Origin of the sequence: Campylobacter sp. BCW_6460 (assembly GCF_001762705.1) — a bacterium.
GTDB classification, from domain to species: domain Bacteria; phylum Campylobacterota; class Campylobacteria; order Campylobacterales; family Campylobacteraceae; genus Campylobacter_D; species Campylobacter_D jejuni.
The window spans coordinates 72,891-88,656 of record NZ_MJXI01000041.1 but is presented as its reverse complement, the minus strand read 5'-3'; the positions used below and the strand labels follow the sequence as shown (position 1 = coordinate 88,656).

At 28.7% G+C, this 15,766-nt stretch carries 18 protein-coding genes and 1 pseudogene; 12 read left to right on the top strand and 7 right to left on the bottom strand.

Going from position 1 to position 15,766, the window contains the following annotated elements:
• Positions 1 to 35 precede the first annotated feature (35 nt).
• The 5 genes from AJ881_RS09025 to AJ881_RS09005 are packed head-to-tail and all read right to left on the bottom strand — an operon-like array spanning position 36 to position 4,661.
• Complete coding sequence (locus tag AJ881_RS09025) at positions 36 to 701, bottom strand: ATP-binding cassette domain-containing protein (protein WP_070283250.1); 666 nt, start codon at positions 699 to 701, stop codon at positions 36 to 38.
• Positions 694 to 1,404: an ATP-binding cassette domain-containing protein gene (locus AJ881_RS09020; protein WP_070283251.1), complete on the bottom strand. Its 711-nt coding sequence runs from the start codon at positions 1,402 to 1,404 to the stop codon at positions 694 to 696. The genes AJ881_RS09025 and AJ881_RS09020 overlap by 8 nt, the downstream gene beginning before the upstream one ends.
• Positions 1,401 to 2,195: an ABC transporter permease gene (locus AJ881_RS09015; protein ID WP_074487149.1), complete on the bottom strand. Its 795-nt coding sequence runs from the start codon at positions 2,193 to 2,195 to the stop codon at positions 1,401 to 1,403. The genes AJ881_RS09020 and AJ881_RS09015 overlap by 4 nt, the downstream gene beginning before the upstream one ends.
• Positions 2,182 to 3,126: an ABC transporter permease gene (locus tag AJ881_RS09010; protein ID WP_070283252.1), complete on the bottom strand. Its 945-nt coding sequence runs from the start codon at positions 3,124 to 3,126 to the stop codon at positions 2,182 to 2,184. Before AJ881_RS09010 ends, AJ881_RS09015 begins: the two co-directional genes overlap by 14 nt.
• Positions 3,126 to 4,661, bottom strand: a complete 1,536-nt coding sequence (locus tag AJ881_RS09005) for an ABC transporter substrate-binding protein (RefSeq protein ID WP_070283253.1) — start codon at positions 4,659 to 4,661, stop codon at positions 3,126 to 3,128. Before AJ881_RS09005 ends, AJ881_RS09010 begins: the two co-directional genes overlap by 1 nt.
• Positions 4,662 to 4,839: 178 nt before the next feature.
• On the opposite strand from AJ881_RS09005, the pseudogene AJ881_RS09760 reads away from it, so the two are divergent.
• The 3 genes and pseudogenes from AJ881_RS09760 to cgb form a co-directional block, all read left to right on the top strand.
• Positions 4,840 to 5,721: pseudogene (locus tag AJ881_RS09760) on the top strand (Cache 3/Cache 2 fusion domain-containing protein); the annotation flags it as partial.
• A 96-nt stretch (positions 5,722 to 5,817) separates the two neighbouring features.
• Positions 5,818 to 6,897 (top strand): methyl-accepting chemotaxis protein, encoded by a 1,080-nt coding sequence (locus tag AJ881_RS09755; protein ID WP_407919850.1) that lies wholly within the window; start codon positions 5,818 to 5,820, stop codon positions 6,895 to 6,897.
• Between the two features lie 91 nt (positions 6,898 to 6,988).
• Positions 6,989 to 7,411, top strand: a complete 423-nt coding sequence (gene cgb / locus AJ881_RS08995) for a single-domain globin Cgb (protein ID WP_002862237.1) — start codon at positions 6,989 to 6,991, stop codon at positions 7,409 to 7,411.
• A gap of 19 nt (positions 7,412 to 7,430) precedes the next feature.
• Here cgb and AJ881_RS08990 read toward each other — a convergent pair whose 3' ends face one another.
• Both AJ881_RS08990 and AJ881_RS08985 read right to left on the bottom strand, forming a co-directional pair.
• On the bottom strand, positions 7,431 to 9,062 hold the full coding sequence (locus AJ881_RS08990) for a multidrug ABC transporter permease/ATP-binding protein (RefSeq protein WP_002855865.1): 1,632 nt from the start codon (positions 9,060 to 9,062) through the stop codon (positions 7,431 to 7,433).
• A 49-nt stretch (positions 9,063 to 9,111) separates the two neighbouring features.
• Positions 9,112 to 10,407 (bottom strand): MFS transporter, encoded by a 1,296-nt coding sequence (locus AJ881_RS08985; RefSeq protein ID WP_002856303.1) that lies wholly within the window; start codon positions 10,405 to 10,407, stop codon positions 9,112 to 9,114.
• Between the two features lie 87 nt (positions 10,408 to 10,494).
• On the opposite strand from AJ881_RS08985, the gene AJ881_RS08980 reads away from it, so the two are divergent.
• From AJ881_RS08980 to hisG, 9 genes are all read left to right on the top strand, one after another.
• Positions 10,495 to 11,292: an MBL fold metallo-hydrolase gene (locus AJ881_RS08980; protein ID WP_002868825.1), complete on the top strand. Its 798-nt coding sequence runs from the start codon at positions 10,495 to 10,497 to the stop codon at positions 11,290 to 11,292.
• Positions 11,293 to 11,379: 87 nt separating this feature from the next.
• On the top strand, positions 11,380 to 11,598 hold the full coding sequence (gene infA / locus AJ881_RS08975; RefSeq protein ID WP_002781436.1) for a translation initiation factor IF-1: 219 nt from the start codon (positions 11,380 to 11,382) through the stop codon (positions 11,596 to 11,598).
• A 171-nt stretch (positions 11,599 to 11,769) separates the two neighbouring features.
• Positions 11,770 to 11,883 (top strand): 50S ribosomal protein L36, encoded by a 114-nt coding sequence (gene rpmJ, locus AJ881_RS08970; protein ID WP_002781429.1) that lies wholly within the window; start codon positions 11,770 to 11,772, stop codon positions 11,881 to 11,883.
• A 2-nt stretch (positions 11,884 to 11,885) separates the two neighbouring features.
• Positions 11,886 to 12,251 carry a 30S ribosomal protein S13 gene (gene rpsM / locus AJ881_RS08965; protein ID WP_002800121.1) on the top strand — a complete coding sequence of 122 codons (366 nt, stop codon included), beginning with the start codon at positions 11,886 to 11,888 and terminating at the stop codon, positions 12,249 to 12,251.
• A gap of 9 nt (positions 12,252 to 12,260) precedes the next feature.
• Complete coding sequence (gene rpsK, locus AJ881_RS08960; protein ID WP_002779544.1) at positions 12,261 to 12,653, top strand: 30S ribosomal protein S11; 393 nt, start codon at positions 12,261 to 12,263, stop codon at positions 12,651 to 12,653.
• 27 nt (positions 12,654 to 12,680) lie between these two features.
• Positions 12,681 to 13,307 carry a 30S ribosomal protein S4 gene (gene rpsD, locus AJ881_RS08955; protein WP_002856574.1) on the top strand — a complete coding sequence of 209 codons (627 nt, stop codon included), beginning with the start codon at positions 12,681 to 12,683 and terminating at the stop codon, positions 13,305 to 13,307.
• 12 nt (positions 13,308 to 13,319) lie between these two features.
• Positions 13,320 to 14,333, top strand: coding sequence for a DNA-directed RNA polymerase subunit alpha (locus tag AJ881_RS08950; protein WP_002932419.1), 1,014 nt, complete (start codon positions 13,320 to 13,322; stop codon positions 14,331 to 14,333).
• A 3-nt stretch (positions 14,334 to 14,336) separates the two neighbouring features.
• The gene (gene rplQ, locus AJ881_RS08945; RefSeq protein WP_002851332.1) at positions 14,337 to 14,690 is read left to right on the top strand and encodes a 50S ribosomal protein L17; all 354 of its coding nucleotides are present in this window, start codon (positions 14,337 to 14,339) and stop codon (positions 14,688 to 14,690) included.
• 172 nt (positions 14,691 to 14,862) lie between these two features.
• On the top strand, positions 14,863 to 15,762 hold the full coding sequence (gene hisG, locus AJ881_RS08940; protein ID WP_053872692.1) for an ATP phosphoribosyltransferase: 900 nt from the start codon (positions 14,863 to 14,865) through the stop codon (positions 15,760 to 15,762).
• Positions 15,763 to 15,766 lie beyond the last annotated feature (4 nt).

The following is a 15,766-nucleotide window of genomic DNA, read 5'->3' as shown; positions in this document are numbered from 1 at the left end:
TTTCTATATTGAAACTTATATTAAAAAATATTTTTTTAAAGTTTTAATTTTTTATGATTAAATTTATAAAAAAGATCACTTTGATGGGTTATAAATATATAAGAAATATTATTTTTTTGCTGATAGTCATATAAAAAAGTTAAAATTTCTTTAGAAGTTTTAATATCAAGCGCTGAAGTAATTTCATCTAAAATCAACAATTTAGGATTTAAAACCAAAGCACGGATAAGACCTACACGCGTGGCTTCTCCTCCGCTTAATTCATAGGGTTTTTGTTCTAAAATTTGTTTTTTTAGACTAAAAAAATCAAAAAATTCTAAAATCAAGTCATCATTCTTTTGTAAATTAAAATTTTCCAAACCATCTTGTATAAGATTTTTGATTTTTTTATAAGGGTTTAAAGTCATTTTTTGATCTTGAAAGCAATACTGAATTTGCTTTCTTAAAAGTCTCTGTTTGTTTTTATCAAGCTTGTGTAAGTTAAGATTTTCATACCATACCTCACCCTCGCTTGGATCTTCTAAAAAACAAAGAATTCTAGCTAATGTACTTTTACCTGCACCACTTTTACCTAAAATTATTAAATTGTCATTTTCATTTAAAGAAAAATTGATATTATCAAAAATAATATGTCTTTCTTTTTTTAAATACCAATGCTTTTTAAGCTCATAAAACTTACTTAAATTACAAACTTTAAGCATTATAATACCTTAAAAACTCATCTAAGCTATATAAATTTGAACTATTTTTTTCTAGCATAAGAATTTCATCTGCTAAAGAATTTACCAAATTTAAATCATGAGTGATGCAAACTAAGGCTGTGTTATTTTTTAATTCTTCTAAAATCGATATAATCTTAGAAGCGTTTTCTTTATCCAAAGAAGCTGTGATTTCATCACAAATTAAAATTTGGGGTTGATTTAATAATGCCAAAGCTAGGCTCACCCTTCTTGCCATACCCAAACTTAATTCATTAGCATAAGAATGCCACAAACGATCAAGATTTTCAAATCCTAATTTTTTAAAATAAGAAAAAGCATAATCTTTTCTTTCTTTTTGTTTTAATTTTGTATGAGTTTTTAAAACAAGATGACATAAATTTCCAATATCCAAATAAGGATAAAGACTAAGCTCTGCATCTTGCAAAACAAGTGCCACCTTAGAACGGAAATTTCTAAGTTCTTCTTTGTTAAAATTAAAAATACAAGAATTATGAAAACTTAATTCATCAAAACTTATTGTGAAATTAGAATCTAAAAATCTTACCAAAGCTTTTCCTAACAAGCTTTTACCCACTCCACTTTGTCCTAGTATCATTAAAGTTTTGCCTGTTTTTATATCTAAATTAATATCCTTAAGCAATAAATTATTCTTCAAACTGATATTTAAATTTCTTACCTTCAAGATCTTATACCCCAAATTTTTTGTAAAAAATTACCCAACCATAAAAGAGGTAAAAACAACAAAAGCAAGCTTAAAAGTGGAAAAAGTATCATCCACCAAGCACCTATAAAAACTGCTTTTGAAGACTCACTCAAAAGAGTACCTAAAGTTGGAATTTCAAATCCTAAGCCCAGTCCAAAAAAACTCAAAGTAGCTTCTGTGGCTATAGCATGAACGATATTAAATATAAAAAGTGTAAAAATCAGTGTTTTTAAAGCGGGTATTAAATCTTTAAAAAAAGCTCTAAATTTAGTTCTTCCAAGCACTATATTTGCTTTGTAAAAATCTAAATTTTCAAGTCTTTTTAATTCACTTTCTATAATTCTTGCTATAAAACACCAATGAATTAAAGCGATTAAAAAAATCATCAAAAACACATCAGAAGTTATCATACTTTGAAAAAACATCATAAGTAAAAAAGCAGGCAAGGCTAAAAAAAACTCTAAAATACGCATCCAAAAAATATAAAAAAAACATCGTGCTAAAAACAAATAACACAAAGCAAAGATAATAGACAATAAAGATCCACCAACACCTATAATCAAAGAATTTCTCAAAGCAAAAAGCAAACGAGAAAACAAATCTCTGCCTAAAAAATCAGTCCCTAAAATATAAGTAAAATTAGGAGCTTGATGCAAATTTTCTAAATGAGTGCTTAAAATATCAAAAGGAGTCAAAAAAGGTGCGAACAAGGCACATAAAAACAAAAAAATTAAAGGCGCAAGTATGATAAGAAATTTAAACAAAATCAAGCCTTCTTAATCTAGGATTTAAAATCCTAGCTACAATATCACTTAAAAATGTAAAAAATGCTGCAAGCAAAACACTAAAAAATATAAGCGCAAGCAAAACAGGATAATCTTTAAAAATAATACTTTTAAAAAGTAAAGATCCAAGCCCCTCGTAAGCAAAGACACTTTCTACCACATAAGTTCCCATCATAAAACTTAAAGCATTTCCCCCAAAATAAGCCACAATAGGACTTAAAGAATATTTCAAAACTAAAAAATAAATATCTTTTTCTCTCAAAGCCCTAGCGTATAAATTTTGAATAAAAATTTGAGAAAAACTTTCATTGATAAAATTTCTAGCAATCCTTAAAAATAACGCCAAATGTGATAAAACAAGCACCAAAACAGGCAAAATCAAATGCTCTAAATGATTTAAAAAATCATCTTCAAAGCCTATATCACTACTTCCCATAACAGGCAAAATTTTCCAAAAAATTCCAAAAATTAAAACAAACAATAAAGCTAAAACAAAAGGAGGTAAAGCAAAAAAATTAAAAGCTAAAAAAGTGATGATTTTATCTATAAAACTTTCTTTATAGTAATATCCTAAAAGTGCCAAAAAAACACTGAGTAAAAATAAAAGCATTAAGGCACTAAAACCCAAAATAAAAGTATTAAAAATTCTTTCTTTTATAAGCTTTAAAACACTTTCTCCACTTAAAAAAGAAACCCCTAAATCTCCTTTTAAAGCCTTAAAAAGCCAAATTTTATACTGCTCTAGCAAAGGCTTATCAAGCCCTAAATTTTGTTCTATTCTTTGAACAAATTCTTTACTTTGTGAATTAACTCCATTAGCATAAGCTATACTGCCTTTACTAAAATAAAGCAAAACAAAACATAAAAAAGTGCTAAAAAATGCTACGACAATACTAAAAACTAAGCGCTTTAGCACTATTTACTCCACTCATAAACATTCCAAGTAAAACCCACTCCGTGATGACCTAAAGTCCTTGCTTTGATACCTTTTAAATCTTTATTATAAACTAAAGCAAAATCAAGATAGGCTAAAAAAATAAAAGGAGGATTTTCATACAAAGCATCTATAAAATCTTTATAATATTTTTTTCTCTCTTCTAAATTTGAAGTATTTCTTGCTTTTTGCAAGGCTATATCCACTTTTTTATCATGATAATGTCCAAAATTCCAACCCTCATCATTTAAAGCACTATCTTGCGAACTTTCAAATACCCTAAAAGTGTGAAAATCAGGATCTAAAGGACTTCCCCAGCCTATTAAAAAACTATCTACTTTAGAATAATCAAAACTTCCAGCAGGTTTAGCCACCACCTTGCTTACAACTCCTATTTTTCTAAATTCGCTTTGCAAAATTCCAGCTAAACTTACCCTTAAAGGATCATTACTCATCGCCCAAATTTCAAATTCTAAAATTTTCCCATCTTTTTCAAAATTTCCATCTTTATTTTTCTTAAAACCTGCACTTACAAGTAAATTCTCGGCTTTTTTAGGATCATATTTGTAAATTTTAAAATTCTTAGGATTTGCCCAAGAACGCTCTAAAGGGTGATTGGCTACAAAAGCATAATCATGCAAAAGATTTTTTACTATACTTTCTTTATCAACTGCGTAATTTAAAGCTTGTCTTACTTTTAAATCTTTTAAAAATTCATTATCAAAATTAAACATTAAAGCCCGATAATCAGCCGATTTTTCACGTAAAATTCCAAAATTTTCATCATTTTTAAAAATATTTAGCAAAGAAACATCGATTAAAGCTGCGTCTATCTTGCCATTTTTAAGCTGGACGCTAGCTATAGAAGGATCAAAAATGTGTTTTATAATAAGTCTTGGAGTTTTTACCTTATCAAGATAAAAATGTTCATTAGCTTTAAATTCAACATATTCACCTTTTTTCCATTTTACAAATTTATAAGGACCTGTACCTATAGGATTTTGATTAAAAGAGCTTATGTTTAAATTCTCATTTTCAAGCAAATGCTTAGGAAGCATTCCTATGCTTAAAGCATCTAAAAATGCAGGATAAGGTTTAAAAAGTGTGATTTTTACATGAGAAGGATTTAAAATTTCCACACTTTTAATGTCTTCAAAATTGACATAAACAGAAGAATTGTTTTTAGGATTTTTAAAGGCTTCTATACTAAATTTCACATCATCAGCACTAAATTTGACTCCATCATGCCATAAAACATCATCTCTTAAAAAAATATCATAAACAAGCCCATCTTTACTAACATCCCAAGACTTAGCCAAATCAGGTTTTAAACTCATATATTCATCAAAACGCGTAAGCCCTGAAAATACAAGATTAATCACTGCATCATGATCCTCACTATAAGCAGGATTTATCCTTGTGATTTCATTTTCAACCGCTACAATAAGTGTATCTTTTGGGATTTTTGCTTCTAAATTTACAAAAAGTAACAATACAAAAATTAAAAATCTCAACATAAAAAACCTTTTTAAAATAATTAGAGAATTATATGTTAAAAAATGTTTTAATAACAAGCCCCTGTGGGGGATTTATAATCAAAAAATATAATAATTAATAAAAAATTAATCTTTAATAGGATTAAATATATCTTAATTATTAATAATTTAATAGAATTTATAATTGAAAGGATAATTCATGTTTAATTTAAAAAATGCTTCATTAGGTAAAAAATTTTTATTCTTGAATATTATTCTAATTTTTATATTAACTATTATATTTTTATTAGGTTTTACAATTATTATGTCAAATTTTACAGAAAAAACTTTACACGATAGATTAAAACAAGAAAATGAAATTATAAATAATTTCTTAAATCAAATTGTTCAAAAAGATGGAGAAAATTTATTACAATTATTCAACAATACCCTAACAAGACATTTTGGATTTTCAGAAGAAACTTTCGCTATAAATGGCACAACTCAACTTTTTACGAATAATAAAATCATAAATATTCCTAATTTAACCTATAATGGAGGTAAATTAACCAACGAACTTGATTATATTTTGACCTTTAAACATTCAACTAATGCTGAAGCGACATTATTTGTAAAATATAATAACGATTTTATAAGAATTGCCTCATCATTAAAAAACAAAGATGAAAAAAGTGTTATAGGTACAGCTTTGGATCATAATTCTCCTGCTTATGTGTCTGTTTCAAAAGGAAATGATTTTTATGGTAGAACTTCTTTATTTGGAAAAGACTACAACTCAATTTATAAACCTATAAAAAATTCCAAAAATGAAATTATAGGTGTAATTTTCGTAGCTAGTGCAATGGATCAAGTTTATAAACTTATACAAAATAGTTTAAAGGATATTAAAATAGGAAAAAATGGAAGCAATGTAATTATAGATCCTAAAACAGATATTTTTATAACAGGTTATAAAGATCGAAAACCAAGTCAAGTTGAATATTATAAACAACTTCAGAAAAACAACAGTGTTATAAAATTTGAAAAAAATAGTGAAAATTTTGAATCTTATTCTAGCTATAATAATGCTTTAGATTTATATATCATTAGCGAAGCTTTTACCAAAGATTTCACCAAAAATGATTCAATCTTAACTAAAATTATTATTGCAAGTATAATCATTTTATTTATAGTTATTATGATATCTACTCTTATTATATTAAAAAAACTTGTACTAGAAAGATTACATAATGTGTCCCAAACTATTTTTAATTTTTTAGCTTATATTAGCCACGAGATAGATTATATTCCTTTGCTTAAAAAAGAAAAAAATAACGATGAAATAGGAAAATTATCAACAGCCATTAATCAAGCTATAATTAAAGCTCAAAAAAGTTTAAGTTTGGATTTTCAAGCTATAGATAGTTCCACTAAAATTGCCAAACAAATCGAAAATGGAAATTTAAATGTTAAACTTGATATAGATCCTGCTAGTCCTCAACTTAAGGAATTAAAAATAGTTTTAAATCAAATGCTTAATACTTTAAAGAAAAATATAGGTGGAGATATTAATGAAATTATAAAAGTTTTTGATGATTATACCAATCTTGATTTTAGAAGCAAAATTAAACACGCTTATGGGAAAATTGAAATTGTTACTAATGCTTTAGGAGCTGAAATTAAATCTATGCTTACAACTTCAAAAGAATTTGCTAATGAACTTTCAAATCAAAGCATTTTATTAGAAGATACGATTAGCAAACTTCAAAAAGGAGTAAACGAACAAGCTTGTTCCTTACAAAAATCTTCTAGTGCTATAGAACAAATCACTAAATCTATGGGTAATGTCACAAATAAAACTGAAACAATGATTTCTCAAACTCAAGATATAAAAAATATTATAGGTATTATATCAGATATAGCAGAACAAACTAATCTTCTAGCTTTAAATGCTGCTATTGAAGCAGCACGTGCTGGAGAACATGGTAGAGGTTTTGCGGTTGTGGCTGATGAAGTTAGAAAACTAGCTGAAAGGACTAAAATATCTTTATCTGAAATAGAAACTAATATTAATTTACTCGTTCAAACCATAACTGATGTAGCTACAAATATAAAAGAACAATCAGAAAATATTTCTCAAATCAATATAGCAGTAGAAAAAATAGGAGATGTTACGGATGATAATCTTAAAATAGCCAATAATACTGATAGTATAGCTAAAAAAATAAGTGGTATTTCTTCAAACATACTTGAAGATGTATATAAAAAACAATTCTAATTTCATACTTTTAGTGTGAAATTAACTTAAATTAATTTTTTTCTCCTTTTTAAAATATAAAATATCTCTTTTACAATAAAAAGGAGAAATTATGACAAAAGAACAAATTCAAATCATCAAAGATTGTGTGCCTATTTTGCAAAAAAATGGAGAGGATTTAACCAATGAGTTTTATAAAATAATGTTTAATGATTATCCTGAGGTAAAACCTATGTTTAATATGGAAAAACAAATTTCAGGAGAACAACCAAAAGCTTTAGCGATGGCGATTTTAATGGCAGCCAAAAATATAGAAAATTTAGAAAATATGAGAAGCTTTGTTGATAAAGTTGCCATAACTCATGTTAATTTAGGGGTTAAAGAAGAGCATTATCCTATAGTTGGAGCTTGCCTTTTAAAGGCTATTAAAAATCTTTTAAATCCTGACGAAGCTACTCTTAAAGCTTGGGAAGTTGCTTATGGAAAAATTGCTGAATTTTATATCGATATAGAAAAAAAGCTCTATGATAAATAATACAAGCCCATTTTGGGCTTTAATCAAATTTTTCTACTAAATTTTTAGCTAATTCCTTTATATTCTCACCCTTTAATTCGCTGATTTCACCATTTTGAGCCAAGAAAATTCTATCAGCACTATCAAAATATGCATCATCATGTGTGATAGCAAAGATTGTTTTACCTTGCTCTTTTAACAAAGGTAAAAGTTTTTTATAAAAAAATCTTCTAAAAACAGGATCTTGATCAGCCGCCCATTCATCAAGCACTAAAATATCCCTTTCTTCAAGCAAGGCTATAAGCATAGCTAAACGCTTTTTTTGCCCTGTAGAAAGTTTGGTTAAGGTCAGTTCATTATCTTTGACACTTGTTTTATCTTTAAGTTCTAAAAACTCCAACCAAAAAGCAATTTTTTCTTCGCTTGCAAAATTTTCTTTATTTAAGGTTTTAGTAAAAAGATGAAAATCGCTAAAAACAGCAGAAATAAGAGATCTATACTCATCTAAATTTTTATCATCTATAAGCGTATCATCAACATAAATTCCGCCTTTGCTTGGCTTAAAAAGTCCTGTCAAAAGCATACAAAAAGTGGATTTACCACTTCCATTTTTACCTATTAAAAATACCAATTCACCTTTTTTAAGTTCTATATTTACAGGATTTAAGTGAAAATTTTCTTCATAAGCAAATTGAGTATTTCTAAAAGAAATTTTTTTCCATTCACTAATATAATGTGTTTTTTTAAAACCTTCTATATAATCATCTAATTCCAATTTTGCGATCTTATCCAAAGCGATTTTTGCCAAAAGCAAAGTAGGAAAAGATCCTATCATAGATACTAAAGGGGTTCGTAAAAACAAAATAGAAAGAGCTATAGTTGTAGCATCTGCAACACTTGCCCATTCAAATTTTAAAGCTAAGTAAAACTCTACACCCACTAAAGCCAAAAGAGTTACATTTGTCCAGTTGTTTGAGAGATTGTTAAAAAGATTGCCTAAAGTACTATTTTTCTTTTTCAATCTTGCATTATTTTCAAATTCATCTTCATAGTAAAGCTTGGCTCTATCACGATTGATCAAAAGTTCTTTATGTCCATCTAGTATATTTTGGTAATTATTTTGCAAAGCATCGTCATTTTCCCTTGCCTTTCGAAAATACTGATATACTTTCATCATCAAAAAATTATTAGTAATAAAAATAACCATAATCCATACCACACACAAAGCAAAAATTTGTGGTGAAAGATAACATAAATAAACACTAGTGCATAAAATCAATATACTTGATTGTAAAAAATCAGGCAATCTTAAAAGCCCAAAAGATATATTTCTCACATCACTTCCCAAAGAAGCTAAAATTCTAGCCTTACCTACTTTAGCTACTCTTAATAAAGGGGTGTCTAAGATCTGCTTTACTACGCGTCTTTGCATTTTAAAAATAAAATTTTGTCCAAAAATACTAAGTCCAAGTTCAACTATGGTAGAACTTATAAAAAATATCAAAAGCAAAACAATAAAATAAAAAATAGGAATGTTTTGTGCATTTTTAAGCAAATAATCATTGATAAAAACAAGAGTTAAAACTCCAACAGCACTTGTAATAAAAGAAAAAAGCAAAAAAGAAATCAACTTTAATTTATTTTGCTTAAGTAATTCGATAATAAAAGGCATTTATAAACTCCAAAATATAATTTTAATTATAACATTTTAAGAGTGATTATCAAAATTTTATTTTATCTTTTACTATAAAAACAGCACAAATAGCCAATAATGCTAAAAAAATCATATATATACTCATACCATATAAAAATGGATTTTCATTTTTACTCGCGAGTGTATTAAGCCAAAAAACGAGTTGCGGAGTAATACCGCCTGAAATTGCATAAGCAATATTATAAGAAAAAGAAATTCCTGAAAATCTTATTTTAGCTCTAAAAACTTCACTCATTAAAATAGGTGCAAACACATTAATCCCACCTAAAAAACAAACAATCGAATACAAAATACACACCAAAACCAAATTTTTAAGCTCGTATAAAGCATAAAAATATAAAAAAGAAAAAAATACAAAAGTTAAAGAAAAGAAAATGCAAATTTTAAATAAACCAAATTTATCTACAAGATAACCCATAAAAGCCCCGCCTAAAGCTATTCCCAAAATTCCTAATACCTGTAAATAACTTCCTTCAACCCCACTTAAATTTAAAATACTAGGCATAAATTTAGGCATTAATAAAACAAGCACAATAACACAACCTGTTAAAACCCAAGTCATCATCATTGATGAAAATAAATTTTTTACAATATCCTTTTCTTTAAATAAATCTCTAAGTGGAAAAGAACTAAGTGATGATTCTTTTTTCATTTGTTTAAAAACAGGAGTTTCTTGCAAAAATCTACGCAAATAAATAGAAATAATCCCAAAAATTCCACCTACAAAAAAAGCAATACGCCATGCATAAGCAGCAATTTCTTCTATACTAAAAAAAGCATTAATGATTAAAAATACTATACTTCCTAACAAAATTCCTAAAGCCATAGCTGAATTTAAACAGCTTAAAAAGAAAGCTTTTTGTTTTTCTTGACAATGTTCTCTTACAAAAACCCAAGCTCCAGGCAATTCTCCACCTATAGCTATGCCTTGAAAAATTCTTATAAGTATCAATAAAACAGGAGCTAAAAACCCAAGAGTTTCATAACCTGGAATAAAAGCTAAGACAAAGGTAGGAAGAACCATTAGTAAAATACTTAGCATAAACATATTTTTACGCCCAAATTTATCTCCAAAATGTGCCATAACTATACCACCTAAAGGACGTGCTAAATATCCAGCTGCAAATGCTCCATAAGTATTTAATAAAGCCCAAAATTCACTCATATCTTTAGGAAAAAATACATTAGCTATATATTCAGCAAAAAAGACAAAAATAATAAAATCATAAAATTCTAAAGTTCCTCCTAGTGAAGAAAGTCCTAAGATCTTAATTTCCTTTGTTCCAAATTTTGATTTTCTCATTGATTAATTACCTTAAATTTTAAAAACATTGTTTTTATTATACTATAATCATTTCCAAAATATTATCTAAAAAATTTAAGGATAAATATGTTTAATTTTATAACCACTCTTTTAAAAACCAATCTTTATTTTTTAGAAGAAAAAACCACAAGCAAAAGTTCAAATCAAACCCATATAATCTCACTTAAACAATCTGATGATGAATTTTTAAATTTATTATTTTCTTTTTTAGTGCCACAAAGCGATGAAGATAAGAATTTTATAGGAAAAACTCGCACAAAAATCAAAAGAAATGAGCATAATATTGCTCTGATAAAAAATCCAAATTTTAATGCTTTAATAGACACAGGGTTTTTAGATACTATTGATACATTAAAAGAAAAATTACATATCCACAAAACCGATTTTAAAGATATCACTCATATTATCTTAACACACGCGCATCCTGATCATATAGGAGCTTTAATGAGCGAAGAAAATCTTTTTCCAAAAGCTCAAATTTTAATCGATAAAAAAGAATATGATTTTTGGATCAAAAGCGATAGACAAGAAATTAAAAACACCTTGCTTAAACTTAAAAATATAGAATTTATTAACCACTCTAAAGATTTGATCTTTCAAAATTCAGGCATTAAAGCCATACCTGCTTATGGACATACCCCAGGTCAAAATGCTATCATAATTGATGATAAAATAGTCTTTTGGGGAGATTTACTTCATCTTTATGATATACAAATCCCAAAACCTAAAATCGCTATAAAATTTGATATAGATCAAAATGAGGCTATACAAACAAGGGAAAAACTACTTAAACAATTTAAAGAAAGAAAACTCAAAGTTATAGGGACTCATGTGCCTTTTATTGAGCCTAAATTTTTAGATTAATTACTTAAAAATTACTAAAAATTAAGTAAAAATTTTAATAATTTTTGCTAAAATTATAGCCTTTTTATTTCATGAAAGGAGAAAATTTTGGCAAAAGATGATGTAATCGAAATTGATGGCACCGTACTTGAAGCATTGCCTAATGCAAATTTCAAGGTTGAACTTGACAACAAACATGTAATTTTATGTCATATTGCAGGAAAAATGCGTATGCATTATATAAGAATAATGCCAGGTGATAAAGTAAAAGTAGAACTTACACCTTATAGCCTTGATAAAGGGCGTATAACTTTTAGATATAAATAATCTAAGTTATTTAAAAGCTAATTTTAGATAAAATTAGAGTTTTTGCGACAAATTACATCGAACTATATGAAGAAGTATTTTTAAAATCCACCACTTATTTTGAAAATAGTTGGTTATTCATAAAACCTGATGTAGTCGTAAATCAAGTGGAATTCATTCAAGGAGACGCTCATGAAAGTGAGACCATCGGTTAAAAAGATGTGCGACAAGTGCAAAGTAGTTCGCCGTAAAGGCGTGGTTCGCATTATTTGCGAAAATCCAAAACATAAACAAAGACAAGGATAAACATGGCTCGTATTGCAGGTGTGGATTTACCAAAGAAAAAAAGAATTGAGTATGGACTAACCTATATTTATGGTATAGGACTTTTCACTTCAAGAAAAATTCTAGATAAAGTAGGAATTTCTTATGATAAAAGAGTTCATGAGTTAAGTGAAGATGAAGCAGCAGCTATCCGTAAAGAAATTCAAGAAAACTATATGGTTGAAGGGGACTTGAGAAAACAAGTTGCTATGGATATTAAAGCACTTATGGATTTAGGAAGCTTTAGAGGCTTAAGACACAGAAAAGGCTTACCAGTTCGCGGACAAAAAACAAAGACAAACGCAAGAACTAGAAAAGGTAAGAGAAAAACTGTTGGTGCAAAATCATAAGGATAAATCATGGCAAAAAGAAAAATCGTAAAGAAAAAAGTAGTTAAAAAAAATATAGCAAAAGGTATTGTTTATATCAGTGCGACTTTTAACAATACTATGGTTACAGTGACTGATGAAATGGGAAATGCTATCGCTTGGAGTAGTGCAGGTGGTTTAGGATTTAAAGGTTCTAAAAAATCAACTCCTTATGCGGCACAACAAGCAGTAGAAGACGCTTTAAATAAAGCAAAAGAACACGGAATTAAAGAAGTAGGCATTAAAGTACAAGGACCAGGAAGCGGTAGAGAAACTGCTGTTAAGAGTGTAGGTGCTATGGAAGGAATCAAAGTAACTTTCTTAAAAGATATCACTCCATTAGCTCACAATGGTTGCAGACCGCCTAAGCGTCGTCGTGTCTAAGATATAAGAAAAATTTAGGAGAATATTATGGCAAGATATAGAGGACCAGTAGAAAAATTAGAAAGACGCTTTGGTGTTAGCTTAGCATTAAAAGGAGAAAGAAGACTAGCTGGCAAAAGTGCACTAGATAAACGCCCTTATGCACCAGGACAACACGGAGCAAGAAAAGGTAAAATTAGTGAGTATGGACTTCAATTAAGAGAAAAACAAAAAGCTAAATTTATGTATGGAGTAAGCGAAAAGCAATTCCGTCGTTTATTTGCTGAAGCAGCAAGAAGAGAAGGAAATACAGGGGTATTACTTATCCAACTTTTAGAACAAAGATTAGACAATGTGGTATATAGAATGGGTTTTGCTACAACACGTCGTTTTGCAAGACAACTTGTAACACATGGACATGTTTTAGTAAATGGTAAAAGAGTGGATATTCCTAGCTTTAGAGTAGAAGCAGGTGCTAAAATCGAAATTATCGAAAAAAGCAAAAACAATCCACAAATAACAAGAGCTATCGAACTTACAGCACAAACTGGAATCGTTGCTTGGGTTGATGTTGAAAAAGATAAGAGATTTGGAATTTTCACAAGAAAACCTGAAAGAGAAGAAGTTGTCATTCCGGTTGAGGAAAGATTTATCGTTGAGCTTTACTCTAAGTAATAGGGGCTAAATATGAGAAACATTACAACATCTGCTTATACGCCAACAGAATTTACAATAGAAAACATTAGTGATACTGTGGCTAAAATCAGTGCTTGGCCTTTTGAGATCGGCTATGGAATCACCCTAGCCCATCCTTTACGCCGTTTGCTTTACACTAGCACCATAGGATATGCTCCAACTGCAATTCATATTGATGGCGTAGCTCATGAATTTGATAGCATGCGTGGTATGCTTGAAGATGTAGCACTTTTTATCATTAATCTAAAAAAACTACGCTTTAAAATTAAAGGCGAATCAAATAAAGAAATAGTAGAATTTAGCTTTAAAGGCTCAAAAGAAATTTACGGCAAAGATCTAAATAATGATCAAGTAGAAGTAGTAAATAAAGACGCCTATCTAGCAACAATCAACGAAGATGCTGAACTCAAATTCACATTGATTGTTGAAAAAGGTATTGGCTATGTACCAAGCGAAGAAATTAAAGAGCTTTTAAATGATCCTAAATTTATAGCTTTAGATGCTTTCTTTACACCTGTAAGAGAAGCAACCTATGATATTGAAAAAGTTTTATTTGAAGATAATCCTGATTATGAAAAAGTGGTTTTAACCGTAACAACTGATGGACAAATCACTCCAAATGAAGCTTTTCAAAATGCTCTAGAAGCTATGTATAAACAATTATCAGTATTTGACAAAATTACCAATGTTAGAAGTGTAATTAAAAATCAAGCAACAAGCAATGAACTAGAAAATACTAAATTATTGCAAAACATTACAGATTTAAATTTAAGTGCTAGAAGTTATAATTGTCTTGAAAAAGCAGGAGTGGTTTACATAGGCGAGCTTGCTTTGATGAGTGTAAGTGAACTTGCAGGGCTTAAAAATTTAGGTAAAAAATCTCTTGATGAAATTAAAAACATCATGGAAAGCATAGGTTTTCCTGTGGGAACTTCTAAGCTTAGCGATAATAAAGAAATACTTAAAAATAAAATCGCAGAATTAAAAGCACAAAACGAAGGATAAAGAATGAGACATAAACATGGATATAGAAAACTTGGCAGAACTTCATCTCATCGTGCTGCCTTATTAAAAAATTTAACTATAGCTTTAGTAAATAGCGGAAAAATTGAAACTACTCTACCAAAAGCTAAAGAATTAAGAGGTTATGTAGAAAGATTGATTACTAGAGCAAGACTTGGAGATTTTAACGCTCATAGAGCAGTTTTTGCTTCATTACAAGATAAAAACGCTACTAATAAATTAGTAACTGAAATTGCTCCAAAATTCAAAGATCGCAATGGCGGATATACAAGAATCATCAAAACAAGAATTCGCCGTGGTGATGCCGCTGAAATGGCTTTCATCGAATTTGTAGCTTAATCAAATCCTAGCTTTTGCTAGGATTAATACTTCAATTAAATATCCTAAAAATAAAAAGTTTTAAATAATTATTTTAAATAAAATTAAATTTATTTATTTTCTAAAACCCTTGCTAAAAATTCAACTACTTATGCTAATATAAGTTTTTAATTTTTAATTTCAAGGATATGTTATGCAAGAAAACACTCGTTTACGCATTGCGATACAAAAATCAGGTAGACTTTCAAAAGAATCCATAGAGCTTCTTTCAGAATGTGGTGTTAAAATGCATATCCATGAACAAAGTTTGATCGCTTTTTCTACAAATTTACCCATAGATATTTTACGCGTTAGAGATGATGATATCCCTGGGCTTATTTTTGATGGGGTTGTAGATTTAGGCATTATAGGGGAAAATGTTTTAGAAGAAAATGAACTTGAACGCCAGTCTTTAGGAGAAAATCCAAGCTATAAGCTTTTAAAAAAGCTAGATTTTGGATATTGCCGTCTTTCTCTTGCCTTACCTCAAGAAAATAAATTTCAAAATTTGAAAGATTTTGAAGGCTTAAGGATAGCTACTTCTTATCCACAACTTTTAAAGCGTTTTATGAAAGAAAATGGGATTAATTATAAAAATTGTATGCTTACAGGTTCTGTTGAAGTAGCCCCTAGGGCAAATTTAGCCGATGCGATTTGCGATCTTGTTTCAAGCGGGGCAACTTTACAAGCAAACAATCTTAAAGAAGTTAAAGTCATTTATGAATCTCGTGCTTGTTTGATTCAAAAAGAAAATGCTTTAAGTAAAGAAAAACAAGCCTTAGTGGATAAAATTATGTTGCGTGTAGCAGGAGTAATGCAAGCAAGAGAATCTAAATACATTATGCTTCATGCTCCAAAAGAAAAGCTTGATAAAATTCAAGTCCTACTTCCAGGAGTTGAAAGACCGACTATCTTACCTTTAGCACACGATGAAAAAAATGTAGCTTTACATATGGTAAGTAAAGAAAATCTTTTTTGGGAAACCATGGAGGCTTTAAAAGAAGAAGGTGCGAGTTCGATTTTGGTTCTGCCTATAGAAAAAATGTTAAAGTGAGTAA

Bases quoted from the DNA above. Each gene is read 5' to 3' on its own strand.
- rpsM (WP_002800121.1), top strand. From the start codon at position 11,886: ATGGCTCGTATTGCAGGTGTGGATTTACCAAAGAAAAAAAGAATTGAG.
- AJ881_RS08985 (WP_002856303.1), bottom strand. From the start codon at position 10,407: ATGAGAAAATCAAAATTTGGAACAAAGGAAATTAAGATCTTAGGACTT.
- AJ881_RS09025 (WP_070283250.1), bottom strand. From the start codon at position 701: ATGCTTAAAGTTTGTAATTTAAGTAAGTTTTATGAGCTTAAAAAGCAT.
- AJ881_RS09005 (WP_070283253.1), bottom strand. From the start codon at position 4,661: ATGTTGAGATTTTTAATTTTTGTATTGTTACTTTTTGTAAATTTAGAA.
- rpsK (WP_002779544.1), top strand. From the start codon at position 12,261: ATGGCAAAAAGAAAAATCGTAAAGAAAAAAGTAGTTAAAAAAAATATA.
- AJ881_RS08990 (WP_002855865.1), bottom strand. From the start codon at position 9,062: ATGCCTTTTATTATCGAATTACTTAAGCAAAATAAATTAAAGTTGATT.
- rplQ (WP_002851332.1), top strand. From the start codon at position 14,337: ATGAGACATAAACATGGATATAGAAAACTTGGCAGAACTTCATCTCAT.
- hisG (WP_053872692.1), top strand. From the start codon at position 14,863: ATGCAAGAAAACACTCGTTTACGCATTGCGATACAAAAATCAGGTAGA.
- AJ881_RS08980 (WP_002868825.1), top strand. From the start codon at position 10,495: ATGTTTAATTTTATAACCACTCTTTTAAAAACCAATCTTTATTTTTTA.
- AJ881_RS09755 (WP_407919850.1), top strand. From the start codon at position 5,818: ATGATATCTACTCTTATTATATTAAAAAAACTTGTACTAGAAAGATTA.
- cgb (WP_002862237.1), top strand. From the start codon at position 6,989: ATGACAAAAGAACAAATTCAAATCATCAAAGATTGTGTGCCTATTTTG.
- rpsD (WP_002856574.1), top strand. From the start codon at position 12,681: ATGGCAAGATATAGAGGACCAGTAGAAAAATTAGAAAGACGCTTTGGT.
- AJ881_RS08950 (WP_002932419.1), top strand. From the start codon at position 13,320: ATGAGAAACATTACAACATCTGCTTATACGCCAACAGAATTTACAATA.
- rpmJ (WP_002781429.1), top strand. From the start codon at position 11,770: ATGAAAGTGAGACCATCGGTTAAAAAGATGTGCGACAAGTGCAAAGTA.